Source organism: Streptomyces sp. NPDC044061 (assembly GCF_056434305.1).
The window spans coordinates 241,523-267,435 of sequence record NZ_JBWKFL010000009.1; the positions used below are offsets into that span (position 1 = coordinate 241,523).

General features: G+C 71.4%; 21 protein-coding genes and 3 pseudogenes. 13 read left to right on the forward strand and 11 right to left on the reverse strand.

Annotation, left to right across the window (positions count from 1 at the left end; all coding sequences use genetic code 11):
- Positions 1-441: 441 nt before the first annotated feature.
- Positions 442-2,262, reverse strand: coding sequence for an RICIN domain-containing protein (locus AC07CM_RS17215; protein ID WP_478877211.1), 1,821 nt, complete (start codon positions 2,260-2,262; stop codon positions 442-444).
- Between the two features lie 392 nt (positions 2,263-2,654).
- Here AC07CM_RS17215 and galU point away from each other — a divergent pair, with 392 nt between their 5' ends.
- Positions 2,655-3,608 (forward strand): UTP--glucose-1-phosphate uridylyltransferase GalU, encoded by a 954-nt coding sequence (galU, locus tag AC07CM_RS17220; protein WP_478877212.1) that lies wholly within the window; start codon positions 2,655-2,657, stop codon positions 3,606-3,608.
- A gap of 58 nt (positions 3,609-3,666) precedes the next feature.
- On the opposite strand, the gene AC07CM_RS17225 is transcribed toward galU, so the two are convergent.
- Positions 3,667-4,119 carry a DUF4442 domain-containing protein gene (locus tag AC07CM_RS17225; protein WP_478877213.1) on the reverse strand — a complete coding sequence of 151 codons (453 nt, stop codon included), beginning with the start codon at positions 4,117-4,119 and terminating at the stop codon, positions 3,667-3,669.
- A gap of 115 nt (positions 4,120-4,234) precedes the next feature.
- On the opposite strand from AC07CM_RS17225, the gene AC07CM_RS17230 reads away from it, so the two are divergent.
- A complete protein-coding gene (locus AC07CM_RS17230) occupies positions 4,235-5,248 on the forward strand; it encodes a DUF8017 domain-containing protein (protein ID WP_478877214.1) in 1,014 nt (337 codons plus the stop codon).
- A gap of 55 nt (positions 5,249-5,303) precedes the next feature.
- Here AC07CM_RS17230 and AC07CM_RS17235 read toward each other — a convergent pair whose 3' ends face one another.
- On the reverse strand, positions 5,304-5,642 hold the full coding sequence (locus AC07CM_RS17235) for a hypothetical protein (protein ID WP_478877215.1): 339 nt from the start codon (positions 5,640-5,642) through the stop codon (positions 5,304-5,306).
- A 151-nt stretch (positions 5,643-5,793) separates the two neighbouring features.
- On the opposite strand from AC07CM_RS17235, the pseudogene AC07CM_RS17240 reads away from it, so the two are divergent.
- The 3 genes and pseudogenes from AC07CM_RS17240 to AC07CM_RS17250 form a co-directional block, all read left to right on the forward strand.
- Positions 5,794-6,448, forward strand: a pseudogene (locus AC07CM_RS17240) (MFS transporter); the annotation flags it as partial.
- A gap of 552 nt (positions 6,449-7,000) precedes the next feature.
- On the forward strand, positions 7,001-7,804 hold the full coding sequence (snpA, locus tag AC07CM_RS17245) for a snapalysin (RefSeq protein ID WP_478877216.1): 804 nt from the start codon (positions 7,001-7,003) through the stop codon (positions 7,802-7,804).
- A gap of 177 nt (positions 7,805-7,981) precedes the next feature.
- Positions 7,982-8,245 (forward strand): annotated as a pseudogene (locus AC07CM_RS17250) (MFS transporter); the annotation flags it as partial.
- Here the strand turns inward: AC07CM_RS17250 and AC07CM_RS17255 are convergent.
- From AC07CM_RS17255 to AC07CM_RS17265, 3 genes are all read right to left on the reverse strand, one after another.
- Positions 8,207-9,052, reverse strand: a complete 846-nt coding sequence (locus AC07CM_RS17255; RefSeq protein ID WP_478877217.1) for a spermidine synthase — start codon at positions 9,050-9,052, stop codon at positions 8,207-8,209. The pseudogene AC07CM_RS17250 and the gene AC07CM_RS17255 overlap by 39 nt on opposite strands.
- A gap of 108 nt (positions 9,053-9,160) precedes the next feature.
- Positions 9,161-10,345, reverse strand: coding sequence for an elongation factor Tu (gene tuf, locus AC07CM_RS17260; RefSeq protein WP_478877218.1), 1,185 nt, complete (start codon positions 10,343-10,345; stop codon positions 9,161-9,163).
- 283 nt (positions 10,346-10,628) lie between these two features.
- Entirely contained in the window at positions 10,629-11,351 is a 723-nt protein-coding gene (locus AC07CM_RS17265; protein ID WP_478877219.1) for a DNA alkylation repair protein, read from the reverse strand.
- Between the two features lie 258 nt (positions 11,352-11,609).
- On the opposite strand from AC07CM_RS17265, the gene AC07CM_RS17270 reads away from it, so the two are divergent.
- Together AC07CM_RS17270 and AC07CM_RS17275 are read left to right on the forward strand one after the other, a co-directional pair.
- On the forward strand, positions 11,610-12,761 hold the full coding sequence (locus AC07CM_RS17270) for a glutathione-independent formaldehyde dehydrogenase (protein WP_478877220.1): 1,152 nt from the start codon (positions 11,610-11,612) through the stop codon (positions 12,759-12,761).
- Positions 12,762-12,896: 135 nt separating this feature from the next.
- Positions 12,897-13,664, forward strand: a complete 768-nt coding sequence (locus AC07CM_RS17275) for a TVP38/TMEM64 family protein (RefSeq protein ID WP_478877221.1) — start codon at positions 12,897-12,899, stop codon at positions 13,662-13,664.
- Between the two features lie 4 nt (positions 13,665-13,668).
- Here the strand turns inward: AC07CM_RS17275 and AC07CM_RS17280 are convergent, their stop codons facing one another.
- A complete protein-coding gene (locus AC07CM_RS17280; RefSeq protein ID WP_478877222.1) occupies positions 13,669-14,838 on the reverse strand; it encodes a thiolase family protein in 1,170 nt (389 codons plus the stop codon).
- Between the two features lie 119 nt (positions 14,839-14,957).
- On the opposite strand from AC07CM_RS17280, the gene AC07CM_RS17285 reads away from it, so the two are divergent.
- Positions 14,958-15,428 carry a winged helix-turn-helix transcriptional regulator gene (locus tag AC07CM_RS17285; protein ID WP_478877223.1) on the forward strand — a complete coding sequence of 157 codons (471 nt, stop codon included), beginning with the start codon at positions 14,958-14,960 and terminating at the stop codon, positions 15,426-15,428.
- Positions 15,429-15,565: 137 nt separating this feature from the next.
- Here AC07CM_RS17285 and AC07CM_RS17290 read toward each other — a convergent pair.
- A pseudogene (locus AC07CM_RS17290) lies at positions 15,566-16,465 on the reverse strand (Gfo/Idh/MocA family protein); the annotation flags it as partial.
- Between the two features lie 223 nt (positions 16,466-16,688).
- On the opposite strand from AC07CM_RS17290, the gene AC07CM_RS17295 reads away from it, so the two are divergent.
- The 3 genes from AC07CM_RS17295 (at position 16,689) to AC07CM_RS17305 (ending at position 20,660) form a co-directional block, all read left to right on the forward strand.
- A complete protein-coding gene (locus AC07CM_RS17295) occupies positions 16,689-17,564 on the forward strand; it encodes an undecaprenyl-diphosphate phosphatase (RefSeq protein ID WP_478877224.1) in 876 nt (291 codons plus the stop codon).
- A gap of 314 nt (positions 17,565-17,878) precedes the next feature.
- A complete protein-coding gene (locus AC07CM_RS17300) occupies positions 17,879-18,058 on the forward strand; it encodes a hypothetical protein (RefSeq protein ID WP_478877225.1) in 180 nt (59 codons plus the stop codon).
- 631 nt (positions 18,059-18,689) lie between these two features.
- Positions 18,690-20,660, forward strand: coding sequence for a hypothetical protein (locus tag AC07CM_RS17305; RefSeq protein WP_478877226.1), 1,971 nt, complete (start codon positions 18,690-18,692; stop codon positions 20,658-20,660).
- A 69-nt stretch (positions 20,661-20,729) separates the two neighbouring features.
- Here the strand turns inward: AC07CM_RS17305 and AC07CM_RS17310 are convergent, their stop codons facing one another.
- Complete coding sequence (locus tag AC07CM_RS17310) at positions 20,730-21,407, reverse strand: SMI1/KNR4 family protein (RefSeq protein ID WP_478877227.1); 678 nt, start codon at positions 21,405-21,407, stop codon at positions 20,730-20,732.
- Positions 21,408-21,735: 328 nt separating this feature from the next.
- On the opposite strand from AC07CM_RS17310, the gene AC07CM_RS17315 reads away from it, so the two are divergent.
- Together AC07CM_RS17315 and lnt are read left to right on the forward strand one after the other, a co-directional pair.
- A complete protein-coding gene (locus AC07CM_RS17315) occupies positions 21,736-22,212 on the forward strand; it encodes a nuclear transport factor 2 family protein (protein WP_478877228.1) in 477 nt (158 codons plus the stop codon).
- Between the two features lie 84 nt (positions 22,213-22,296).
- Positions 22,297-23,865: an apolipoprotein N-acyltransferase gene (gene lnt, locus AC07CM_RS17320; RefSeq protein ID WP_478877229.1), complete on the forward strand. Its 1,569-nt coding sequence runs from the start codon at positions 22,297-22,299 to the stop codon at positions 23,863-23,865.
- Here lnt and AC07CM_RS17325 read toward each other — a convergent pair.
- Both AC07CM_RS17325 and AC07CM_RS17330 read right to left on the reverse strand, forming a co-directional pair.
- A complete protein-coding gene (locus AC07CM_RS17325; protein ID WP_478877230.1) occupies positions 23,789-24,694 on the reverse strand; it encodes a Gfo/Idh/MocA family protein in 906 nt (301 codons plus the stop codon). The genes lnt and AC07CM_RS17325 overlap by 77 nt on opposite strands.
- Before the next feature lie 10 nt (positions 24,695-24,704).
- The gene (locus tag AC07CM_RS17330) at positions 24,705-25,880 is read right to left on the reverse strand and encodes an FAD-dependent monooxygenase (RefSeq protein WP_478877231.1); all 1,176 of its coding nucleotides are present in this window, start codon (positions 25,878-25,880) and stop codon (positions 24,705-24,707) included.
- Positions 25,881-25,913 lie beyond the last annotated feature (33 nt).

A 25,913-nucleotide genomic window follows, 5' to 3' on the forward strand; every position in this document is an offset into this window, starting at 1 on the left:
CTCCGAAGAGTCGGCAAGACAGCACGGTGGGGGGTGTGCGGCAGGACACTCTGGTGCGAGGGCACCGGAACCTAGCGAGGCGCTTACTCGCGGGTCAATAACGCCGCGTCAGTTTCGCGGGCGGTGGCATCGATTCGGCCAGCGCGCAGAATTCCCCCACAAACGCCGGAAATCCGAGCAATCCCCTTCGGTCGCACGGCGCCGCGGCCGTCCGCGTCCTCTCGGCACACCCCCACAAGGCCGTCAAAGCGCCGGGCATATTCACCGCGCACTCATCCAGTGGCAACGTGCCGGGACACGACAGCGGCTTCTGTAAATTCACGATGACTTCCGCCCGGTGGCTCGATCCCGGCACGCGGCCGACCGGACGGTGGCACGACCGCCCGAGGGCGGCGGGCGGGGGGACGGGCGAGGGCCACCCGTAGGGGCGGCCCTCGGTCCTCAGCCGAGCAGCGTGCCGACGGCCGTCGGCACGGAGGCGAGGGTTCCGGCGACCGGCGAGACGAGCGCGCCGACCGGGTCACCGGGCGGGGCCGGTTCCGCCGGAGGGGGATCCTGGTGGGCGCCGACCTGGGCGATCCGGGTCTCGTACCCCGACTCGGACCGCCGGCGGCCGTGCCCGGTCTTCCCGCGCGGGACGTCCTTGTCCGGTAGTCCGGGCGGCTGTTCGGCGGCCTTCTCCGAGGCTCGGGGCCGTGGCGATTCGCCCGTGCCCCGAGGGCTCGCGGGCCGTGCCACCCCGGCGGCCTCCGGCTCGAGGACCCACCGCTGCCGGCTCGAGCCGTCGCGGGCCGCGACCACCACGCGCTCCGCCGGGTCCCCGCCTTCCGGGGCGAGCGCGAGACCCTCCGGTCGGCGCAACAGGAGTTCGCCGCGGACCGTGAGGTCGTACGACACCTCCCCGGCGGCCACCACGCAGCCGGACACCACGACGCCGCGCGTCCCGGGGTCGGCGGCGAGGCAGAGGGTGGGATCGACCGCGCTGCGCAGCAGTCCGTCGTCCTCGTACGACCACTGCTGCGACCCGGCGGCCGAGCACTCCGCCAGCCGGGCGCCGGCGCCCGGCTCCACCCGGCCGCCGCGGACGTCCAGGCAACGGCCGGAGGCGAGGCTGCGCAGCCTGCCGTGGGCGACCTCGACGGGCTCGCCGACCGAGGCGGCGGACGGGGAGGCGGCGAGGGACCGCCCGCCGGCCGCATCGCCGGCGCCGGGCCGGCCGGCGTGGCCGGCCGGGGCGCCCCAGGTGCTGTCGGCTCCCGGGACACCGCTGTCATCGGACCAGCCCTTGGCCACCAGCACGGTGGCGAGCAGCGCGAGCGAGGTGAGACCGACGCCGACCGCCAGGGCCGTACGGCGCCTGCCCTCGGGCGTGGTGCGGTGCCGGCCGCCCGCCGCCGGGTGTGCCGCGTGGGGTGGGGGCGGGCCCACCTGGGGGGCGCAGCGGCCCGCGCGTGAGTCGAGATAGCGGCGGGCCCCCCAGCCGAGCACGGTCTCGGCGAGCAGTACGCCCAAGCCGCTTTCGAAAAGGCCGAGTTGTTCGGCGGCGTACCGGCAGTGACGGCAGACCGTCAGATGCTGCCGCACTTCGGGCAGCAGTGAGCCCCCGCGGCGCAGGGACACGTCCAGGAGCCGGTTGTGGAAACGGCATTCCCTGGAGGGCGCGAGTTCCCGGTGGGCGCGTACACAGCCCGCCCGGAATTGCTCGCGCGCCCGCTCGAGGGCGGTCGCGGCGGTGACCGTGTCAACCCCCAGCAGACCAGCGGGTATGTTTATGGGCTCGGCCTCGACCTCGGTATGCCACAGAAGGCATTGGGAGGCGCCGGGCAGGGCCTGGAATGCGCGTTCGGCGAGTTGCCGCCTTTCGGGCGCGCCGGGCGTCGTCGCGCGTAGACCACGACCGCCGGTGGGTTTGCGCAATTCCGGCAGGACCACGCACGCTCCCTCGTCAGCGGCCCAGGCGCGGACGGTGTCGCGGACCGCCACCAGCAGCCGCGGGCGCAGGGCGCCGCCGACCGCCGGCCGGCCGAGCACCTGGTGGAAGGCGGCGGCTGCCACCAGATGGGCGTTGGGCCCGGCCGTGGCCAGGCAGACGATCGCGTAGTCACGGGTGGCCCGCCAGTGCCGGGCCAGCAGCAGGGCGACGGCGTGATGACGGCCGTCGTCGGGGCCGCCCAGTCGGGCGACGAGATCACGGTCGGACTCTCCCGGCAGCGGACCGGGGCAGGGCGGGAACGGCGGGCGTGGGGGGTAGGGGGACTGCACGGAACACCATTTCCTTTCCAGCCGCAGGACGGCGTCCGAAAGGGCGTCCTGTCGGAAGGCAGTGGCTGATTGGTGCATACCTGAGGGGCTCGGCCTACTGTTCGGCTCGGGCCTTTGCCCTCTCATGGGGAGGCTCACCTTGGCACACGCGCCTTACAGGAAACAAGAAGTTCGAATGCCCCGGCCGCGAACTCAGGGAAATTGCACAATAGTTACCGGCGGTATCCCCATACGCTCGCGAAGCGGCGGTCGTACGACGGGCAACTTGTGTGCACCCAGAGCCCAATGACACACGGAATCTTCAACTTCCCGCCCGCCTCTCGGCCACCACCCACAGCCGGTTCCCACGTTTCTCTCGGCGCGCTCTCATCCGCGTGCCGCAGCATGGCCGCATGATCGCCCTCGACTCCACAGCGACCCCCGCCTCCACCCGCACGGTGCGCAAGGCCGTCGTCCCGGCCGCCGGGCTCGGTACCCGGTTCCTGCCCGCGACCAAGGCGACGCCGAAGGAGATGCTGCCCGTCGTCGACAAGCCGGCCATCCAGTACGTCGTGGAGGAGGCCGCCGCGGCCGGTCTCGACGACATCCTGATGGTCACCGGACGGCACAAGCGGGCCATCGAGGACCACTTCGACCACGCCTTCGAGCTGGAGCAGGCGCTGGCGGCCAAGGGCGACACCGTGCGCCTGGACGCCGTACGCGATCCCGCGCGGCTCGCGGACATCCACCACATCCGCCAGGGCGATCCTCTCGGCCTCGGCCACGCCGTGCTGTGCGCCCGCCACCACGTCGGGAACCAGCCGTTCACCGTCCTGCTCGGCGACGACCTGATCGACCCGCGCGAGACCCTGCTCAGCCGCATGCTGGACGTCCGGGACCGGTACGCGGGCAGCGTGGTGGCGCTGATGGAGGTCGCCCCGGCGCAGATCCACCTCTACGGCTGCGCGGCGGTCGAACCCACCGGCGAGGACGGTGTCGTACGCGTCACCGGTCTGGTCGAGAAGCCCTCGCCCGAGAGGGCGCCGAGCCGCTACGCGGTGATCGGCCGCTATGTTCTCGACCCCGCGGTCTTCGACGTCCTGGAGCGCACCCCGCCCGGGCGCGGCGGCGAGATCCAGCTGACCAACGCCCTCCAGGACCTCGCGGCCACCGGCACGGTGCACGGGGTGGTCTTCGACGGCCTGCGCTACGACACCGGCGACAAGGCCGACTATCTGCGCACGGTGGTCCGCCTGGCCTGCGCCCGCCCGGACCTCGGACCGGAGTTCCAGGGCTGGCTCAAGGAGTTCGTGGCGGCGCTGGAGGGCGGCGAGGCCGGGGCTCGGGAGCGGCGCCGGGCCGCCTGAGGCGCCACGAGGACGGGAGGGACCCGGCCGGGTCCCTCCCCCGAGTCCAATGTGGGTCCTAGCTGTTGGGACGCAGGGTCCACACCACCGTCATCTCGCCCGTCACGGCTCCGTCCGCGCGCCGGATCTCGATCGCCACCGGGAACTCGGGGCGCTCCCCCGCGTCCAGTTCGGCCACGACCTCGGCGGCCGGGCGGCCCAGCGTCGCGGTCGCCGTGACGGCACCCATCGCCAGCTTCTTGTAGGCGATCTCGGCCCGCACGGCGAGCGGCACGGCACGTGCCAGCTGGTCACCGAACGCGGCCAGCACGATGGCGCCGCTGGCCGACTCCCCGAGCGTGAACATCGCGCCGGCGTGCGGCCCGCCCACGTGGTTGTGGTACGCGTCCTGGTCCGGGAGGGACACCACGGCCCGCTCCGGAGAGGTCTCCAGGAACTGGAGGTTCAGCGTCCGGGCCATGGGAACGGTGGCGGCGAGCATGTCGCCGATCGACATCTGGTCTGCGCTCATGGCGACATGTTACTCACGAGTAGCAGAGCCTGGCCAGAGCCGGGCGCGCTTCGCTACAGCCCTGACGAGGGGCAGTGACCGAATCGTGTCCCCGGCGCCGCTAGTGTGGGCGCCCATGTGGCCAGGACAGCAGCAGCCGCCCGGGGGCGAGCAGAACCCGCAGCACAACCCGTACCAGCAGCCGGGGTACCAGCAGCCGAATCCGTACCAGCAGCCCGGCTACCAACAGCCCGGCCCCTATGCGCAGCAGCAGCCGCAGTGGGGGGCGCCGGCACCCGCGGGTCTCCCGCAGCCCCAGCCGGGCGGCGGTAGCGGCGGCGGTGGCGGCAACCGGACGAAGGTCGTCGCGATCGTGGCGGCCGCGGCCGTGGTGGTGGCCGCGGGCGTGACCGGATTCCTGGTGCTCGGCCACAAGGACAAGAAGGACGAGGCCGACAAGCCGAGCGGCCCGGCCACCTCGTCGTCCTCGGATCCGAGCGCGTCCCCGTCCGGCTCGGACGACGACCCGCGCGGCAACGAGAGCGAGAAGCCGACCATCGCGGGCTGGAAGGTCGTGGTGAACCCCAAGTGGGGCATCGCCTTCGATGTGCCGTCGGACTGGGAGGTGGAGTCCCCCGGCGTCGCGGTCAACTTCGACTTCCCGAAGACCGAGAAGGACAAGGGCATCACGATGTCGGGCCTGGCACAGTACAAGGCCAAGTGGTGCACGTCCGACGACGACAAGGACGGCCGCACCGAGGACACCCCGCTGGCGGTCGTGGGCAGCAAGGGCGCCAGCGGTGCCAAGAACACGGACGAGATCGCGATCAACACACCGCCCTGGTGGGTCTACGGCGGCTACACCATGCCGGACAAGAAGAGCATCTCGTGGGACAAGAAGGCCACGCCCTTCAAGACCGCCTCGGGCATCCAGGGCAGCTACGCCTGGGCCCAGTCGGCCCACACGCCGCGCAAGGGCAAGTGCGTGACCGACGGCAAGGCGCTCACGTTCGGCTTCCAGAACTCGGCCCACGACTACGTGTCGTTCGACTTCTACGGGGCCACGGGCGTGAAGGGCGAGGTTCCCCGGGCGACCGTCCTGAAGGTCCTCAGCACGGTCCGGCTGCACGGAACCCCGACGAACGACTGACCCCGCCGGGGTGTTCCGGCCCGCCGCGACACGGTGGGCCGGAACACCCGGGGCATCAGGCCTGACCGAGGTAGCCCCGGTAGATCCAGTGGCCGTACAGCGAGCCCGGGCCGTCGTCGGAGACCTGGCAGTTGGAGATGCACTCCCAGGTGCCGTGGCTGTTGTCGCACTCGTAGTGGGAGACCACGTGGTGCCCCTTGAGCGCGTGACCGATCACCTTGCCGCTCGGGGACGGCGTCTTGTGGATCGGAGCGTCCTTCTTCAGGACGTAGCGCTGCCCGACCTCCTGACACCTGATCGTCGACGAGGCCGAGGCGGGCGTGGCGAGCACGGCCGGTACGGCCGCGCCGAGGAGCGCGACCGTACCGACGAGGGCCGCGACATGCTTGCGCATGAAGTTCCTTTCTTCTCTTGTGGAGCAAATACATCATCGCCATGACAAATGGTCATGAGCATGACTAGTTCAGCTTAAAGGCTCCCGCACCACAGTCAAAAAACCGACACGCGCGGCGAGTTGGGGATCGGCGCGGACCACCGGAAACCGGATGGTGTTCCTGCTCATCGGCGGCGCGGTCGCGGACCGGCCGCCCCGGCACCGGGTGACGGTCGCGGCCAACGCCCTCAACCGCCTGTCCCAGGGAGCCTTAGCACTGCTCGTGCCGGCCGGTGAGCCACGGTCGTGGCAGATGATGCTGCTCACCTCGCTCGGCGGGACCGGGCAGGCGTTCTTCGACCCGGCGGCCGAGGGCATGCCGATGTCGTCGATGCGGGGGGAACAGGCAGGCCGGGCGTTCGCCCTCTTCCGCATGGCCACGCAGGGAGCGGCCCTCGGCGGAGCCGTGCTCGGCGGTGCCCTGGTTCGCGGCGATCTGCCCCGGTCGGGTGCTCGCGATCGACGCGGCGGCCTTCGCCCTCGCCGGCGCCCTCCGCTCCTTCCTCGACGTCGGCCACATCTCGCCGCACGCACCGGGCGAGGGCATGCCGGCCGATCTCCGGGAAGGCCGGCGGGAGTTCATCGGCCGCCCCTGGCTGTGGGGCATCGTCGTCCAGTTCTCCCTCGCCAACGCGGTGGCCGGCGCGGCCGACGCCGCCCACGGCCCCCTCGTGGCCCGCGACAGTCTCGGCGGGGCGGTTCCCTGGGGCTTTGCGCCGGCCCCGTTCGGCGCGGGCACGATGGGCGGCGCCCTGCCGATGACCCGCCGGCGCCACTCGCCGGGCCCGGCCTCCGTCTTGATCAGGACTGAGTGGCGGCGGCTCAGCGGTGAGGGATGCCGCCAAGCGCCGAGGGTGACTCCCCGGCGGGCACCCTGGGGCCGGTGGGGCGCGAAAGAAACGGAAGCTCATGTTCTATGGCGTCGGTCACAGCGCTTCGCCGACAAACCGGCACGCTTAGTAGAAGCGATATGGCAGACATCCGAGTATTTGTCCGTCTTGGCCCGGATGTGGATCCCGCCGCGCGTCCTGGGATTCCCCCGGTCGGCCCGGCCGTCCGTTGCCCCGTGATGCAAGGCTTCTGACGCCGCGACAGCTTCGCCTCCTGCCCGCCATGTACGGACCGGACACCCGTGCACTGCCCTGGCGAGGTCCCGGGACCTACGAGGCGACGTAGTGGCGGGGACCCTTTGCGCTCCCTGTCCAGCCGTTCTAAGAATGACGACCCACAGGACGTCGCCGCAGTTCGGAACCGGTGTTCACACAGAGTCGACCGTGCACCGGGCGCTCGGCGTCACCGAGTGAGTAGGAGCCCCCCACATGAAGTCGTCCCGAACGTCCGCGAGACTCCTCGCCCTCGCTCTCGGCCTGGGTCTGGCCTCCAGCGCGCTGGGCGCGGCGGTGCCGGCCAGCGCCCAGACGGCCGACACACCGTCCGGTGCCACCGGTACCTCCGTGGCGCAGTACACCGGGTCGGTTGAGGAGGCCGCGAACAACAAGGCGTTCTTCGAGGCCGTGCTCAAGTCCGTCGCCGAGAAGCGTGCCGCCCAGCCGAACGCGCAGGCGGTGACTCTCTACTACAACGCCTCCCAGGCACCGAGCTTCCGTTCGCAGATAGCGAGCGCGGCCTCGATCTGGAACAGCTCCGAGTCCAACGTCAAGCTCCAGGAGGCGTCGACCGGTGGTGCCGACTTCTCCTACCGCGAGGGCAACGACCCGCGCGGTTCCTACACCTCCGCCAACGGCCGGGGAAGCGGCTACGTCTTCCTCGACTACACCCAGAACCAGCAGTACGACTCGGTCCGCGTCGTCACCCACGAGACCGGGCACGTGCTGGGCCTGCCGGACGACTACGGCGGGCCGTGCAGCGAGCTGATGTCGGGCGGCAGCGCCGGCCCGTCCTGCACCAACCGCGCCCCGAACGTCACCGAGCGCTCGCGTGTCGACCAGCTGTGGGCCACCGGACTCGGGCAGGCCCCGGACACGGCGCGATCACCCGAAGCCACCGGCCCCCTCGCAGGCGGTGTCGCCGGTGAGGGCGGGGAACCGACCAGTGGCGATGCCCAGGCTCCCGGCACGCCCGCGATCACCGCGCCGGCACCAGTCCTGATCCGTGTTGGCTGATCCACGGCAACAGCAGATCACCCAGCAGTACGCACAGTCCGAACACCGCCAAGGACCCTGCCACGACCGACAACCACCGTGACGCCCGAGTCACCTGGCGCCCCCTCGGGCTGAACTGGACATCCAACTCGCCACCAGGGCACGCCACGCCGCCTCTGTCGTGACAGATGTCGGCATGAGGACAAGCCCTCCCGGGTCTCGGCCTACGACTGGTTCGGCTCGGTCTCGCTGATGCCCCTCGCCACGGCCCTGGCCGGCCCCGCCGAGACCGCCTTCGGGCGCACCGCCTCCCTGTGGGGCTGCGCGGGCCTGGTCGTCCTGGTCACCGCCCTGGTCCTACTGGTCCCTGACGTCCGCAGGCCGACCCGCCGCACCGGGTGGACGAGCACCACCCGGCTGCCCTCAGCCGATGCCGAAAGCCCCGTCGGGGGGCTCGGGTGAGGGCACGGCGTCGGCGTCCCGCACCGGCCGGGCGGAGCCGATGAACTCCCGCAGCCCCGGGCCGTGTTCGACGCGGGCGGGAAAGGCGTCGGCGGCCGTGCGCCGGGCCACGCCCGCCGTGTCGACGGCCCGGTGCGAGGCGAGAAGGACCGCGTTGCCGAACCGCCGGCCGCGCAGCACGCCCGGCTCGGCGATCAGCGCCAGCTCCTCGAACACGGCGGCGAACGTGGCCAGTTGGGAGCGCAGGAAACCGAACGGCGCCGCGTCGGCGAGGTTGGCCAGATAGACCCCGTCGGGTCGCAGCACGCGCTCGGCCTCTTGGGCGTAGGCGAGCGTGGTGAGGTGGGCCGGGACGCGTGAGCCGCCGAACACATCGGCGATCAGCACGTCGGCCGAGTCGCCCGGGGCGACCTCGAGCCAGGCCCTGGCGTCGGCGGCGTGCAGCGCGACACCGGAGCCGTCGGGAAGCGGCAGACGCTCGACGACCAGGTCCAGCAGCGCCCGGTCGGCCTCGACCACGTCCTGCCGCGAGCCCGGCCGGGTGGCGGCGAGGTACCGGGGCAGCGTCAGTGCTCCTCCACCCAGGTGCACCACGTCCAGCGCCGCCCCGGCCTCGCCCACGGTGTCGAGCACATACCCGAGCCGCCGCGTGTACTCGAACTCCAGATGCGCGGGCTCGTCCAGGTCGACGTACGACTGCGGCGCCCCGTCGACGGTGAGCAGCCAGGCCCGCTCCCGGTCGACGTCGGGCATCAGCTTGGCGGTGCCGTGATCGACGGCCCTGGTCACGGGTATGGCTTCAGTCACGGATCCATTGTCACCGGTACGGCCCACGGCGCGGGGACAAACCCCAGGTGCGCGGGGCACCGCGCGACCGGCCACGACCGGCCCGCGGTCCCCCGCACACCTCGATCCTCACGAGCCGACGGAGACGACCGTCCCGGCCCCGACGGTCCTGCCGCCCTCACGGATGGCGAACCCGAGCCCCGGCTCCAGCGGCACCTCCCGCCCCAGCTCGACGGTCATCCGCACCGTCTCCCCGGGCCGGGCGACCGCCGCCTCACCGAGGTCGACGTTCCCCACGACGTCCGCCGTGCGGATGTAGAACTGCGGCCGGTAGCCGGTGGACACGGGCGTCGTCCGACCGCCCTCCCGCGCGGACAGCACGTACACCTGCGCGGTGAACCGCCGGCTGGGCACCACACTGCCGGGCGCGGCCACCACGTGCCCCCGGCGGACCGCGTCTCTCGGGACACCCCGCAGCAGCAGCGCCACGTTGTCCCCGGCCTGCGCCTCCTCCATCGGCTTGCCGAACGTCTCCACGCCGGTCACGACGGTCTCGACGTCCGCCCCGAGCACCTCGACCCGGTCACCGACCCGAACCCTGCCGCGCTCCACGGCCCCGGTGACGACCGTCCCGCGGCCGGTGATGGTGAGGACGTTCTCGACGGACAGCAGGAACGGCGCGTCCAGGTACCGCTCGGGCATCGGCACGTAGGTGTCCACCGCGTCGAGCAGCGCCTCGATCGACGCCGTCCAGCGCGGTTCGCCCTCCAGGGCCCGCAGCCCGGAGACCCGTACGACGGGCACCGCGTCCCCCGGGTACCCCTGCGCGGTGAGCAGGTCGCGGACCTCCAGCTCGACCAGGTCGGTCAGCACAGCGTCCTCGCCGTCCCCGACGGCGTCCGCCTTGTTGATGGCGACGACGATGTGGTCGACGCCCACCTGCCGGGCGAGCAGCACGTGTTCGGCGGTCTGCGGCATGATCCCGTCGAGAGCGGAGACGACGAGGATCGCCCCGTCGAGCTGCGCGGCGCCGGTGACCATGTTCTTGACGTAGTCGGCATGGCCCGGCATGTCGACGTGGGCGTAGTGCCGGGTGTCGGTCTCGTACTCGACGTGCGCGATGTTGATGGTGATGCCGCGGGCGGCCTCCTCCGGGGCGCGGTCGATGCGGTCGAAGGGCACGAAGGTGCCGGTGCCGCGCTCGGCGAGGACCTTGGTGATGGCGGCGGTCAGGGTGGTCTTGCCGTGGTCGACGTGGCCCATCGTGCCGATGTTCAGGTGCGGCTTGGTGCGCACGTATGCCGTTTTGGACATGGCTGTACCTCGAAGCCTCTCAGCCGTACGGAATGCGGGACCCCGGGGATTCGCCGACCCTCCCCCTGCGGGGTCCGCCGGACGATCCGGAGAGGGTCAGCTTCGGGCGCCGTCGACAGCGGCCACGAGGATCGGGACGGCAGCCTTCGGGGCATCCGCGACCGCGGATGCTGCGAGGAGGAAGGCGTGCCGGAACATGTCGACGATCATCGCCGACGGTTTGTCCGGCGTCGAATGGTTTTTCGCGGTACGCGCGTGGGCCTCGCGGGACGGGCGCCGGGGCTCAGGAGCCGATGTTCCTCAGCGCCTCGCGGACGGTCAGCGGCGCGAACCGGCCCCGCTCCCGCGCCAGGAAGTCCCGTACGGCCGCGGGGTCGGTCTTGGCGTACTCCCGCAGGGCCCAGCCGATGGCCTTGCGCACGAAGAAGTCCGGGTGCCCGGACTGGAGCAGGCAGTAGCCGAACAGCCGCTCGGTGTCGGTGCGTTCTCTGTAGCGGAGCTGGTGCAGCAGGGCCGTACGGGCGGCCCAGAGGTCGTCGTCCGTGATCCAGGCGTCCATGTCGGCCGTGAGCCCGGGGTCGGCCGCGACCAGGGCGCCGACGACGTGCACGGCGAGCAGGTCGACGGTGTCCCACCAGGGGACGGTGGTGATCAGGTGCCGGGCGACGGGCAGGAAGGCGGAGGAGCAGCGGGGCGCGTGGCGGCGCAGGTAGTCCACGGCGAAGTAGTGGTACTCGCGCTCCGGCAGCCGCCAGCAGCGCAGGGCTATCGCGGTGCAGTCTGCCTCGCCGGGCCGGGGCGTGCCGGCCAGAACGGCGCGGGACAGCGCGCGGCGGGCCGGGGTGGGGATCCCGAGGAAGGGCGCCACGTCCTTCATGTACGCCCGCATCGAAGCGGCCCGCTCCGGATCGGCCGCCTCGGAGTACGTGGCGGTCAGCCGCTCCAGCACGGAGTCGGCGAGAACGCTTCGCGGCACGTCCGTCGGGGCCGCACCTGTGCGGGACATGGAACGCACTCTACTGTGCGCGCGGAGCATTTATTCGAACGCGCGATTGAATCCGACCCGCCTGCCGGGGGTACGGACCCGGCCCCGTCCACGTGGGTTGCGGCCCCCTCCGTACGGGGGTTACCTGGAAGTACCGGCGGTGAAGCGGGCACATGGGGGCCACGGCGCAGTCCGAGGCCCGGGCCTTTCTGTGCGTCCCCCGGCAGCGGCCCTTCCCCTCGCCGCCGTCATCCAGCGTTCCACGCGGAGGTGACACAGGTGAAAGCCGTCGTCTACGAAGAGCCCTTCAGTGTGGCGGTGAGGGACGTCCAGGACCCTCAGATGCAGCATCCCAACGATGTCCTCGTACGCGTCACGTCGACCGCGATATGCGGCTCGGACCTGCACATGTACGAGGGCCGCACGGCGGCCGAGTCGGGCATCGTCTTCGGACACGAGAACCTCGGCATCATCGAGGAGGTCGGCAGCGGCGTGGCCTCCCTGTCCAAGGGTGACCGCGTCGTGATGCCCTTCAATGTCGCCTGCGGATTCTGCAAGAACTGTCTCGCCGGAAAGACCGGCTTCTGCCTGACGGTCAACCCGGGCTTCGCCGGCGGGGCCTACGGCTATGTGGCGATGGGCCCGTACAAGGGCGGCCAAGCCGAGCTGCTGCGGGTGCCGTACGCCGACTTCAACTGTCTGAAGCTGCCCCCGGGCGAGGAGTTCGAGACCGATTTCGTGCTGCTCGCCGACATCTTCCCGACCGGCTACCACGGTTGCGAACTCGCCCAGGTGTCCCCCGGCGAGAGCGTGGCCGTCTACGGCGCCGGACCGGTGGGGCTGATGGCCGCCTACTCCGCGCTGCTGCGCGGCGCGGCGAAGGTCTTCTCCGTCGACCGGGTGCCCGAGCGGCTCGCCAAGGCGGAGGAGATCGGAGCCATCCCGATCGACTTCACCAAGGGAGACCCGGCCGAGCAGATCAGGGAACAGACCGGAGGTGAAGGAACCGACAAGGGCGTGGACGCCGTCGGGTACCAGGCCCAGGCGCACGACGCCAGCCACGAGGAACCCGCCATCGTCCTCAACGAGCTCGTCATGACGGTGCGCCCCACCGGCATGCTCGGCGTGCCGGGGCTGTACGTCCCCTCCGACCCGGGCGGACCCGACGAGCACGCAAAGCACGGCCAGCTGCTGGTCTCCATCGGCAAGATGTTCGAGAAGGGCCAGCAGATGGGCACCGGTCAGTGCAACGTCAAGCGGTACAACCGCCAGCTGCGCGACCTGATCATCGCAGGGCGCGCCAAGCCCAGCTTCGTGGTCTCCCACGAGCTGCCGCTGGACCAGGCGCCGCAGGCGTACGAGAAGTTCGATAAGCGGGTCGAGGGCTACACCAAGGTGGTACTCCACCCCGGTCACGCTCTCGCCGCGTGAGACACGGGCCCGGGCGCCAGGGGTGCCCGGGCCCTTCGCCGCGCGCCGCCGTCCGCCGGCTGTCACCGCCGGGCCGGGACGGTGATGCGACACACTTGACGGCGATCACACCCTTCCGTCGGTTAGTGTCGCCGGATGCTCGATGCCAACCGCTCTGGCACCGCCACGGCCTCTCCCCGGGCCGCCGCCACGGAGCTCGCCGTCCCCGCGGCCATACCGGCCCCGCCCGGGATACCCGCCCGCTGCAAGCGCGCGCTGCTGTCTCCGTACGCGCGGCTGTCCCTGCTGCTGGCACTGCTCGCGGCCGGTGCGTGCTGCGTGCTGCTGTTCGAGCCGCAGCGGCTGCTGACGCACGGCTGGCCGCCGCAGCTCGGCGGGGCCGCCGCGGCCCTCGTGTTCGCGGCGGCGTACGGGCTGTGCACGGTGGCGTTCGTGCCGCGCCCGCTGCTGAACCTGGCGGCGGGGGCGCTGTTCGGCTCGCAGGTGGGGCTGTCGACGGCACTGGCGGGCACGGTGCTCGGGGCCGGGGTGGCCTTCGGACTGGGCCGGATGCTGGGGCAGGACGCGCTGCGCCCGCTGCTGCGGGGCCGCTGGCTGAAGGCGGCCGACGGGCAGCTGAGCCGGCACGGGTTCCGCTCGATGCTGGCGGCACGGCTCTTCCCGGGTGTGCCGTTCTGGGCGGCGAACTACTGCGCCGCCGTCTCCCGGATGGGCTGGCTGACGTTCCTGCTGGCCACGGCGGTCGGCTCGATCCCCAACACGGCCGCCTACGCGGTCGCCGGCGCCCGCGCCTCGGCGCCGACCTCGCCCGCCTTCCTGGTCGCGATGGCCGCCATAGCGCTGCCGGCACTGGCGGGCACGGTGGTGGCCTGGCGCAAGCGCCACCACCTGCGGGGCCACTGAGCCGTCAGACGCCTTCGAGGATCATCGCGTTGGCGAGTCCGCCCGCCTCGCACATGGTCTGCAGGGCGTAGCGGGCGCCGCGCTCGCGCATCGCGTGGACCAGGGTGGTGGTCAGCCGGGTGCCGCTGGCGCCGAGCGGGTGGCCGAGGGCGATGGCGCCGCCGTGCACGTTGACCTTGGCGAGATCGGCGCCGGTCTCCTGCTGCCAGGCGAGGACCACGCTGGAGAAGGCCTCGTTGATCTCGAAGAGGTCGATGTCGTCGAGGGTCAGCCCGGACCGCCGGAGCACCTTCTCGGTGGCCGGGATGACGCCGGTGAGCATGAGCAGCGGGTCGGATCCGGTGACGGAGAACCCGTGCAGGCGGGCGAGCGGGCGCAGGCCGAGCCGGGCCGCGGTCTCGCTCGAGGTGATCAGCACGGCGGAGGCGCCGTCGTTGATCGGGCTCGCGTTGCCCGCGGTGACGTTCCACTCGATCTGCGGGAAGCGCTCGGCGAAGGCGGGGTCGTAGTAGGCGGGCTTGAGTCCGGCCAGGATCTCCGGGGTGCTGCCGGGCCGTACGCACTCGTCACGGGCGACGCCGTCCAGCGGGGCGACCTCGGCGTCGAAGAGGCCGGCCTGCCACGCGGCGGCGGCCTTGTGGTGCGAGGAGACCGCGAACTCGTCCATCCGCGCGCGCGAGAGGGACCACTTGGCGGCGATCAGTTCCGCGCTGACGCCCTGCGGGACCAGGCCCTCCGGGTAGCGCTCGGCGACGCCCGGGCCGAACGGGTCCTTGCCGGCAGGCACGTTCGACCACATCGGCACCCGGCTCATCGACTCCACGCCGCAGGCGACGACCAGGTCGTACGCGCCCGAGATGACGCCCTGCGCGGCGAAGTGCACGGCCTGCTGGGAGGAGCCGCACTGGCGGTCCACGGTGGTCGCCGGGACCGTCTCGGGCAGGCCGGCCGCGAGGACGGCGTACCGGGTGGTGTTCATGGCCTGCTCGCCGACCTGGTCGACGGTGCCGCCGATGACGTCGTCGATCAGAGCCGGGTCGACGCCGGAGCGCTCGACCAGGGCGCGCAGGGTGTGGGCCAGGAGTTGCACGGGGTGGACGTGGGCGAGGGAGCCGTTCGGCTTTCCCTTGCCTATGGGGGTGCGTACGGCTTCGACGATGACTGCGTCGCGCATGGTGCGGGCCTCCCGCGGACGTCGGAGCGACAGCGCGCTCGGTTACCAGTGAGTAGGAAATCCGAACTCACCATAACTCGGTAAGTTGGAAAATCAAACCCTCACCTAGACTGAGCCGCATGGCCGCCACGAAAGACCCGCGCCCCTGCTCCATCGCCGACGCCCTCGCCCTGGTCGGCGAGAAGTACTCCCTGCTGGTCCTGCGGGAGGTGTGCCTGGGCAACGGCCGCTTCGACCAGCTGGTGCGCAACATCGGCGCCCCGCGCGACATCCTGGCCACGCGTCTGCGCCGGCTCGTGGACGCCGGCATCCTCACCAAGCGCGCCTACAGCGAGCGCCCGCAGCGCTTCGAGTACCGGGCCACGCAGGCGGGGCTGGAACTGGAACCGGTCCTGATGACCCTCAAGGAGTGGGGCGACCGCCATCTCCGCAAGGGCGAGGACCTGCCCATGGTCGTCGAGCACGTCTGCGGCAACGAACTGGTCCCGCGGGTCACCTGCGAGGCCTGCGGCGCCCCGGTGCGCCACGAGGACCTGAAGGCCCACCCGCAGGCGCCGGGCTGGACGGTGCAGGGACCCACGGCGGCATGAGGATCCCGGTCGGGTGACCCGCGGGACGGGCGGGAGCCCGGCGACCGGGCCTACGGCTCCGGGTAGACCTCCAGCCGCCCGCACATCCCGAACTTCCCGTGTTCCGAGGGGCGTTCGGCCCGTACTACGGCGTCGGCGAGGTGCGTCAGTTCCACTGTGGCGCGTTCGCAGTCGATGCGGATGCGGCTGACCTCGTCGGGGCTCAGCACGCTGTTGACGACGGTCGCCGGCGCACCGCTCTCAAAGCGGACCAGCGCGGTGGAGACGTCCTCGGTCTCCACGTCGTGCACCAGCCGTCCGGCCATGGCCCGCACGTCGCTCCACGGCCCGAGCAGGTCCAGCAGCAGATCCATCTGGTGGATGCCGTGCCCCATCGCCGGGCCGCCACCCTCGGTGTGCCAGCGGCCCCGCCAGGGCACGGCGTAGTAGGCGGTGTCCCGGTACCAGGTGGTCTGGCAGTGGGCCACCAGCGGGCGCCCCATCGCCCGTTCGGCGAGCAGTCGCCGCACATGCCGCGCCCCGGAGCCGAAGCGGTGCTGGAAGACGATCGACGCGTACGGCCCGCCGTCTCCCCCCTCCTTGGCCTCGATCGCGTCGAAGTCGGCGAGTGAGGGCACCGGCGGCTTCTCGCACCACACCCCGGCCCCGGCGCGCAGCGCGGCCACCGTCTGCGCGCGGTGCAGCGTCGGCGGGGTGCAGATGGTGACCAGGTCGGGCCGCTGTTCGGCGAGCATCCGGTCCAGGTCGGTGTAGGCGTGCGGGATGCCGGCCGTGGCGCAGAAGGCCTCCACTGCGCCCTTGTCGATGTCGACGGCGGCGACGACCTCGGTCTCCCCCTCCTCGGCGAGCCGGGCGAGCGCGGGGAGATGCGATCCGCGCCCGATGGCCCCGGTGCCGACGACGGCGGCCCGGATGCGTCGGCCGGTGAACGGGGCGGTCGAGCGAGGGTTACGGGGGCGGGGCTGGGGCGGGTGGGAAGAGCGGGGCACGGGCGGGTGGGAAGAGCGGTGCAGGGGCGGCTGGGAAGAGCGGTGCATGGGCTGGTTCAGCACTCCTCCGGGAACGGGGCGGGCGCGGTGCGGCGGGTGCAGCAAGCGCTTTCTCCTGCGCTGCAACGTAAGCGGCGCCGCCGGGGCGGGTCAACACCCGGGGACGGGGGCGAGCACCAACCCCTGTGCGCCGCCCGCCATCTGGGCCCGCTACGCTGCCTTCGTCACATGATCACCACGTAGCCCATCAGCACTTGGACGCCGTACCTCCATGTCTTGGTTTGAATCCCTCGTCCTCGGACTCGTCCAGGGGCTGACCGAGTTCCTCCCGGTCTCCTCCAGTGCGCACCTGCGGCTGACCGCGGCCTTCTCGGGCTGGAAGGACCCCGGGGCGGCCTTCACGGCGATCACCCAGATCGGTACGGAGACGGCGGTCCTGATCTACTTCCGCAAGGACATCGGGCGGATCGTCTCGGCCTGGTTCCGGTCCCTGTTCGACAAGGCGATGCGGCGGGACCACGACGCCCAGATGGGCTGGCTGGTGATCGTCGGCTCCATACCGATCGGCGTGCTCGGCGTGACCCTCAAGGACCAGATCGAGGGGCCGTTCCGGGATCTGCGGATCACCGCGACGATGCTGATCGTCGTCGGCCTGGTGATCGGCGTCGCGGACCGCCTGGCCGCCCGCGACGAGACCGGCGGCCGGCACCGGGCACCCAAGCAGCGCAAGGCGCTCGAGAACCTCGGCGTCAAGGACGGCCTGATCTACGGCCTCTGCCAGGCCTGCGCCCTCGTCCCCGGCGTCTCCCGCTCCGGCGCCACCATCAGCGGCGGCCTGTTCATGGGCTACCGGCGCGAGGCCGCGGCCCGTTATTCCTTCCTGCTGGCCGTCCCGGCGGTGCTCGCGTCCGGGGTCTTCGAGGTGAAGGACTCGGTGGGCAACGGCGATGTGGCGTGGGGCCCGACCCTGTTCGCGACGGTGATCGCGTTCGCGTCGGGGTACGCGGTGATCGCGTGGTTCATGAAGTGGATCTCCAACAAGAGCTTCATGCCGTTCGTCTGGTACCGCGTCACGCTCGGCATCGTCATCATCGCGCTCGTGACGGCGGGCGTCCTGAGCCCGCACGCGGCGGAGTCGGCGAGCTGATCGGCCCACCGCCGCACCGCCGTTTCGGACATCTCCCGCACCCACGCGGCACGACCGCCCCTCCGGGCCGCCCCGCGAGCCACCGAAGTACCCCTGGCCTGCTCGTTCGGCGGCACTGAGGCGATGAACGGGCGTACCGCGCCCGGCACTTCACTTCAACCCGCACCCTCCCCCACCCGGCAGCTCTCCAGGGCATATGCCTCCCGGTCCGGCCGGACCGGGCACGGCGGCGCGCTCCGGCGGTGACCAACCCCATACGTTCTCCGTAGCCGTTCGGTAGCGCACTGTCAGTGCTTGCCCCTAGGCTTGTCCGCATGTCCCCCGATTCCATGCCCCCTGGTTCCGTGCGCTCTGCCGCCGAGGTGAACGAGCAGATCCGGGCGCTGTGGCTGCGTGCGGGCGGCACCCTGTCGGCCCAGGAACGCGCGGAGTACGAACTGTTGGTGGTCGAGTGGGCCGAGGCGATCCGCGGGGAGGTCATCAAGGCGGCCTAGATTCCGCAGCGCCTGCACCAAGACTTTCGGGATCGAAGTCGCGACATCGACACCGACTACTGCGACGGCGAGCCGCGGGGAGCCGCCATCGATCTTTGGCCGCTGTATGACGAGTCCGGCTACGCGGCCTTCGGCTGCCTCTTCGGAGTGCGCAACTACGCGGACTCGCCACCGCTTGCATCAGACCGCGGTCTTCCCACCGATCTGTCGAGCGGGGTGGGCTCCCAGCCGGGGCTGGGCGGATCTTACTTCGTTGGTTCCAGCAACCGCGCCTGATCACTTCATCGACCGGCTGACCTGGCGCACGAAATCGCTGCCATCGACGCTGCGTCAACAGCTCACGTAGGGTCCATGGCCGTCGGAAGCCCTGTCCGCAGTAGGCGTGCCGCCCGCGGACTTGAGCGCCATCCCTCGATGCGCTGAGCACGTACTCAACAGCTTCAGCCAAACCTGCGGCTGTCCGGTAACACTCTCTCGACTCCCCGAACCCCCTCGTACGGTCTGACACTTGTGCACCTATTCGCACACATGTTTGAAGCTTCTACGGGGAAGGACACAGGCTTTCGTGCGAAAGACCGCACGGTGGTTCAGCAACCGCCGTTTCCACTCCCACGCCGCCCTGTGCGCGATCGTGCTGGCGCTCGTGCCGTTATCCGCACAAGGAACGGCGTCGGCGGCCACTTCCGGCGTCGAGCCCACCTCGCCGGCAGCAAGGCCGGCCGCCGGCCCAGAACGGGTCACCATCGCCGCGAACGGTCGGCCGGAATCAGGGAAGAACCCGTCCGCGGGCCCGACGTTCCATGAGACCTCGGGCGTGTGGCAGGTGGACCGCTCCACAGTCACCCTGCGGAACACAGTGACAGACCCGGACAAGGACAAGGCGGACCTGACCTTCGAAGTGTGGACCGTCGGCGCCGACGGGAAGCCGGGCAGCCGAGTCAAGCTGAACGACAGCGAATTCGGCGTCATGGTGTCGCCGATGGTCGACTCGGGCAAGACGGCTCAGGTCACCGTCGACTACGGCCGGCTGAAGCCGAACACCGCGTACTTCTTCCACACGTCGGCCTACGACGGCGCTCTGTACGAGACCGAATGGTCGCCGTGGGCGAAGTTCAAGATCCGTGACCGCGCGGTGGACATCAAGTTGCCCGAGCCGGATCCTCAGGCGCCGAGTGTCGACCTGGACGCCTACCAGGAGCCGCAGGTCGCTCAGCGGAACATGCCCGCACCGCCCACGCCGCTGACGAAGAACAGCCTGCCGGCGCCGCTCGGCAAGGGCTGCACACGCATGGCACCCGACAAGATCAATTGTTTGGTTGTCGGAAATCCGGGCGAGCTGACGAAGGCCCAGCGGGCGGCCGTGCAGAAGAAGCTGACCGCCAGGGCATCGGTCGGCAACTTCTTCGCCTGGTGCGACAACCTCAACACCGGCAAGGACTACGTCAAGCGCACCGAGGCATGTCTGAAACGGGCGACACCGCTGCACAGTTACACCTACAGCAACCTGCCCAACGGGCAGACGATCCTCGTGGGTGACGCCATGTTCGCCTCCGAGATCCAGGTGAAGCCGGACCCGCAGGCGACCACGTTTCAGCAGCGGTGGTGGCTGGTTCCGGTCTACTTCAAGGACTTCGAAGGCAAGCAGTCCGAATGGGGTCCGTTGACGGTTCGGCCCGAGTTCACCTGCACCCCGCAGTGTTCCACCAGCGCACCCGATTGGTCCGCGCCACCGACGTGGAGCACCACTGGCACAGACCTGCACAGCACTTACGCCACGTTCACCCACACCGCCACAGGGACGGACACCAGCAACGTCTACTCCGTCCAACTGGTGTGGAAGTGGCACGCATCCACACCGAGCACGATCAAGGAGTGGGACGGCGACCTCGGCACCTCGGTACCGGACGTCAACATCCGCTGTGACAAGGTGGCCAGTGCCAGTAGGCCCGGCTGTGTGTTCTCGGCCTACACGCCGACGTGGGTAATGAACTTCAAGAAGTACCCGCCGGCCATCGCGCACGGCTGGCTGGTCCAGTCGAAGCTGCCCAACCACCCCGGTAGCAAGGCGGCCGGCGCGCCGATGAAATATCTGCCGGGCAAGACGCTGAACCAACATCGGCGCGATCCCAACGACAACCGCAAGGTCATCTGTCCCCAGACAGACGGGAAGGGCTGGGCCGTCGCCAGGGGGAACCCCGACACGACGTTGCTGCCGGACCTGCGCTCCGATGACACCCGGTCCTGCGACGAGTTCGCCTATGCGTCGACCTACAACAGCGGCGGTATGCCGGCGAACATCGGCGGCCTGAACCCGGTCACGTCTGGAGACGGGTGCGTGCAGACCTTCGCCACCCGCGTCAGGCAGGGTGAGTGGCACCTGTACGACGAGATCCGCCAGCCGGCGCCGACCTGGAAGGAGTTCTGTGGACGGTCCTCCATGTCGACGTGGATCAACTCGGGATCGATGGGCGGCTTCTCCAGTACGTTCGCGGCGGCCGGCAAGTTCCACCTGCTGGACGAAGATCAGTACTGGGTGGCCTTCCCCGAGTTCGCGAATTGCGACGCGACCAAGGCAACCGTGAGGTGTACGCCGAAACCGTAGAGCACGGACGGACGAGAGCGGACGGCCTGACGGAGTGTGTCACCAGCAGGCCGTCCGCTGGCGTCTCTCTTACAGATCCCGCAGAGACGTCATGCCGTCCTTGAAGCCGTCTCTCGGATCGATCCAGGTCAGGCCCGCACCCTGGATGACCGGCTGACTGAACTCGTCCTCCGTACCGTCCGCGTAGCGCAGGCACCGCCGCTCTTCCAGGGCAGACGCGATCTCTTCGAGCCAGTCAGCAAGGGGCAGGCCGATGGGTTCGCTCTCCTGGTCGACAGCCCAGGTGCCGACGTTGCCGTAGGCCTGCTCGTCCTTGCGTGCGTCTACGTAGTAGCCGAACCACCCGTCACCCGCGTTGTATGCGAAGGGGATCAACCCCGGCTCGCGCTCCCAGTGCTGCGTCATCTGTTCATACTGGATCTGGACGGATCGAAGGGGCAGCCAGCCTTTGCCGGCAGGCAGCCAGTCTGCGTGGCCGTGGCTTGCGACGGGGTCCGCAGGGTCGACACCGGCCGAGCCGTCGTGAAGCAGGTACCACGCCCGCAGGGCAGGGGGGAACCGGTACCCGATCGCGTCCTCCGCGGTCGCGATCTGCTCGGCTGTGGCCGGCGAGCGCAGCAGGGCGGCGGAGGCCGGGGCGTACCGGCCAAGCCAGGTCTCGATCCGTTCGCACGCTCCCTGCGTCCGGTACACGGCTGCGGCGATCGGCTGTAACTCGGCGTGCATCCGTCCTATGTCGTCGGTCATGCCGGCAGCGTACTCGCAGACGAGTCCCAGACCTCTTGGCCGACCGGGTGCGCCGGGATGCACCCCGACAGTTCTGGGAGGCCGCTCATTCTGGTCGGCCGGGATGGTCAAACGGGGAAAGCTCCAGGCACGCGGCGCTTGTATGCGCCCTGCTCTCCCTCCGCGACGAAGTCGTTGGAGGAGGCACCCCCGGAGCGCCGAAGTACGAGGGGGCGTGAAGGCTGAACCAGTGTTCACGAGGACGGATTCGGCCGCCCGGCCTCCCCCGCACCACCGAATATCCGGCGTGCCTCTTGGCACCTGGCCCCCGGTGCCCAAAACTGTGCCGATGACGCAGCGCGTGGAGCTCGCTACCGTGATGGACCGGCTGGCCGTGGACGAGTTGGTCACCGAGTACGCGGTGGCCGTGGACGACGGTGACTGGGCGGCGTACCGCGGACTGTTCACCGCGGACGGGCGGGCCGACTACCGTTCCGCCGGCGGCATCGAGGGCGAGGCCGGCCGGGTGGCCGGGTGGCTCGCGGAGAGCCTGGAGCTGTTCGCGATGCGGCAGCATCTGATCGTCAACCGGCGGGTGCGGTTCGGGACCCTGGAGCACGACACCGGGGACACCGCCCGCGTGCGGGCCGACTACATCAACCCCATGCGGTTCGCCGACGGCTCCGGCGCGCCGGACCTGGAGTGCGGCGGCCGGTACGACTTCGGGCTGCTGCGCACGCCGCAGGGCTGGCGGCTGCGCCAGGTCGTGGTGCAGGAGAAGTGGCGCAGGATGCCCGAGCGCAGCCCGGCGGCCGTGCCCGAGTGAGCCGCCCGGGCGGCCCCTGCGCCCCCTGTCGGAGATCGCTTCCGGCGCGCACACTGGAGGCAGCGCTGGGTAGGGAGACTCCTTATGAGGACGATCGACCGCTGGCTGAACTCCCCCTGGCGGCGCTCGTGCGCCGTCGCCCTCGCGGGCGCCCTGCCCGTGTTCGCCTTCCCCGCGCCCTCGCTGTGGTGGTTCGCCTACGTCGCCCTGGTCCCGTGGATCCTGCTGGCGCGCTCGGCGCCGACCGGGCGGCGGGCGCTGTACGACGGCTGGTGCGGCGGCTTCGGGTTCATCGTGGCCGTGCACCACTGGCTGTTGCCGAGCCTGAACGTGTTCCTCTTCGTGATAGCCGCTCTGTTGGGCGTGCTGTGGGCCCCCTGGGGCTGGCTGGTCCGGCGGTTCCTCGGCGGGGTGCCGTCACCGGGGCGTGGCGCGGCCGCCCTGCTGGTGCTGCCGTCGGCGTGGCTCGCGGTGGAGCTGGTCCGCTCCTGGCAGGCCCTCGGCGGGCCCTGGGGCATGCTCGGCGCCAGCCAGTGGCAGGTGGGCCCGGCGCTGCGGCTGGCCTCGGTGGGCGGGGTGTGGCTGCTCAGCTTCCTGGTCGTGGTCGTGAACGTGGCGGTCACGGTGCTGGTGTCCGTGCGGGAGTCCCGGGTGCCCGCGCTGGCCTCGCTGGTCGCCACGGCCGCCGCGACCTCGGCCTCCTGGGCGTGGGCGCCCCGCCCGGAACTGGAGGGCGGGGTACGGATCGCGGTCGTCCAGCCGGGTGTCGTCGACGGGCGCGACAGCGGCGACAAGCGCTTCGACCGTGAGGAGCAGCTGACCCGGCGGCTCGCCGGGCAGGGCGTCGACCTGGTCGTCTGGGGCGAGTCCAGCATCGGCTTCGACCTGCGGGACCGGCCCGACCTGGCCCGGCGGGTCGCCGCGCTGTCCCGGCAGACAGGCGCCGACGTGCTGGTCAACGTGGATGCCCGCCGCTCCGACCGGCCCGGCATCTACAAGAGCTCCGTGCTCGTCGGCCCGAACGGCCCGACCGGCGAGCGCTACGACAAGATGCGGCTCATCCCGTTCGGCGAGTACATACCGGCCCGCTCCGTGCTGGGCTGGGCCACCTCGGTCGGCAGGGCGGCCGGCGAAGACCGGCGGCGCGGCACCGAGCCGGTCGTGATGAACGTCGGGCACGGGCTGCGGGTCGGCCCGCTGGTGTGCTTCGAGACCGCGTTCCCCGACATGAGCCGCCACCTCGCCGAGGACGGCGCGGACCTGCTCCTCGGCCAGTCCTCGACCTCGACCTTCCAGGGCAGTTGGGCGCCCGAACAGCACGCCTCGCTGGCCGCGCTGCGCGCCGCCGAGACCGGCCGTCCGATGGTGCACGCGACCCTGACCGGCGTCTCCGCCGTCTACGGCCCGGGCGGGCAGCTCATCGGCCCGTGGCTGGGCACGGACGCGAGCACCGCCCGGGTGTACGACGTACCGCTCGCGCACGGCGTCACCCCGTACGTCCGCTACGGCGACTGGCCGGTGTACGGCGCGCTGCTGGTGCTGGCCGCCCTGGGCGTGGGCGAGGGCGTACGGGCGCTCAGGCTGCGTCGGGCAGCACCGCTCGCACCACCCGCTCGCACAGTTCGTGAGTCGCCAGTGCGTCCCGGGCGCTGAGCACCTTGCCCGCGCGCACGGCGTCGAGGAAGGCGAGGACGGCCTGCTCGATGCCCCGCTGCCGGGCGACCGGGACCCAGTCGCCGCGCCGGCGCACCGTCGGCTGCCCCTTGTGGTCGACGACCTCGGCGAGGTTGAGCACCTGACGCTTGGTGTCCTGCCCGGAGACCTCGAGGATCTCCTCGGCGGAGCCGCTGAGCCGGTTCATCACGCCGAGCGCGGTGAAGCCGTCCCCGGCGAGCTGGAGGACGACGTGGTGGAGCAGCCCGTTCTCGGTGCGGGCGCGCACGGTCACGTCGTCGACCGGACCCGGCGCCAGGAACCGCAGGGTGTCCACGACGTGGATGAAGTCGTCGAGGATCATCGAGCGCGGTTCCTCGGGCAGCCCGATCCGGTTCTTCTGCATGAGGATCAGCTCGCGCGGGTGATCCAGGCACTGCGCGTAGGCGGGGGCGTAACGCCGGTTGAAGCCGACGAAGAGCGGGACGTTCCGCCGCTCGGCCAGGGTCACCAGCCGATCGGAGTCGGCGAGGTCGTAGGCGAGCGGCTTGTCCACGTACGTGGGTACGCCCGCCTCCAGCAGCCGGGTGACGATCTCGAGGTGGGCGGTGGTGGGCGCGTGCACGAAGGCCGCGTCGAGGCCCGCGTCCAGCAGGGAGTCCAGGATCGGGTGCCGTCGTTCCCGGGGCAGGTGCAGCGAGTCCGCGACCCGGTCCAGGGTGGCGGGCGTGCGGGTCTGGAGGTGGAGGTCGACGTCCGGCTGTGTGCCCAGCACCGGCAGGTACGCCTTCTGCGCGATGTCCCCGAGTCCGATGCAGCCGACCTTCACGTGCTCTCCCCTACCGCTTGCCTGCGCCTGCTTCCCCGGAAGCATACGGCGGCCGCCAGTCGGCGATGCCCTCGAAGCCGCGCAGGAAGAGCGCGGGACCGGCCTTGGAGAGGGCGGCGATCGCCGTGTCGCGTACGGCGACGGCGACGCGGTTGCCGGCCATGTTGAGGCGGGCCACCCGGACGGCCCGGCGGGCGATCGCGGTGGTCCGCGGGAGGCGGGCGGCGGTGTAGGCGCTCAGATCGCCGCTGTGGTGGGCCAGGACGACGGCGTCCTCGACGGCCTGGTTGCCGCCCTGGCCGAGGGTCGGCGGCATGGCGTGGGCGGCGTCGCCGAGGAGGGCGACGCGGCCCGAGTGGTGGGCGGGCAGGGGCTCGGCGAGGTGGTGGACGTCGTGGCGCAGCACGTCCTCGGGGCGGGCCGCCGCGAGGACGGCGGGGATCGGGTCGTGCCAGTTCCCGAACCGGCGCAGGAGTTCGGCCTTCTCGTCGTCCGGTGCCCGCTCCCCCGGCGGGGTCATCGCGGCCGCGTAGGCGTAGACGCGGCCGTCCTCGAGCGGGTGGGTGCCCCAGATGCGGCCCCGGCCCCAGGTCTCGTGGGAGGCGAACTCCACGCCGGGCACCGGGATCAGGAGCCGCCAGGTGGTGAACCCGGCGTACACCGGGCCCGGGTGGTGCGGGAACAGCGCGCTCCGTACGCGGGAGTTGATGCCGTCCGCGCCGACCACCAGCTCCGCCTCCAGTTCCTCGCCGCCGGTGGTCACGCGGGCCGGGCGGGTGCCGTCCCCGGGCTCGGCGAGGGCCGCGGGGGCCGCCGTACGGACGGTGCCGGGCGGGAGCAGGGCGGCGAGGCGGCCGACGAGGGTGGTGCGGGGCAGCAGGACCAGGGGGCCGCCGAACCTGGCGGCGGCGGCCTCCGCGCTGGAGCGGGACAGCCAGCGTCCGCCGGGGGTGCGCAGGCCTCCGTCGCCCTGCCAGGCGGCCAGGTCGCGGATCTCGTCGCCGATGCCGAGGACGTCCAGGGCGCGCAGGGCGTTCGGGGCGAGCGAGATGGCCGCGCCCACCGGCTCCAGTGAGCGGGACCGCTCCAGCACGGTGACGTCCCAGCCCCGCTGATGCAGGGCCGCGGCCGCGGTCAGGCCTCCGATGCCGCCGCCGATGACGAGCGCGCGTGCCGACTGTGTCATGACGCCTCCTGGAAACTACAGCTGTAGTTCCTT